The organism is Lacinutrix sp. MEBiC02404, from assembly GCF_053601575.1.
In genome coordinates this window covers 1-234 of the sequence record NZ_JBSHNV010000073.1, presented here as the reverse complement: position 1 = coordinate 234, position 234 = coordinate 1, and the positions used below count along the sequence as shown (strand labels likewise).

Genomic DNA, 234 nt, shown 5'->3' with positions numbered 1-234 from the left:
GATCGTTTCGTTATCTGTTCCGTTACATTCTATAGTTTCGTCTATTACAGTACAAGCAGTAAGATCAGGACCGATAGAATCTTCAAGCGTAAGTGTTGCAGTAAGTATGGTTTCATTACCACAATCATCAGCAACTGTATAAGTAACTAAGATAGTACCACCAGCTCCACAAGTAGAAGTAAGGTTAGCAAAAGCATAATCAGAAGTTACATCAAATACTGCATCTGTATCACA

The 234-nt window shown here is 37.2% G+C and carries 1 protein-coding gene; it reads right to left on the bottom strand.

Features of this window, described 5'->3' with window-relative positions:
* Positions 1 to 234 (bottom strand): hypothetical protein (locus ACVCXO_RS00460; RefSeq protein WP_452227634.1); only part of this gene is annotated, 234 nt, incomplete at both ends.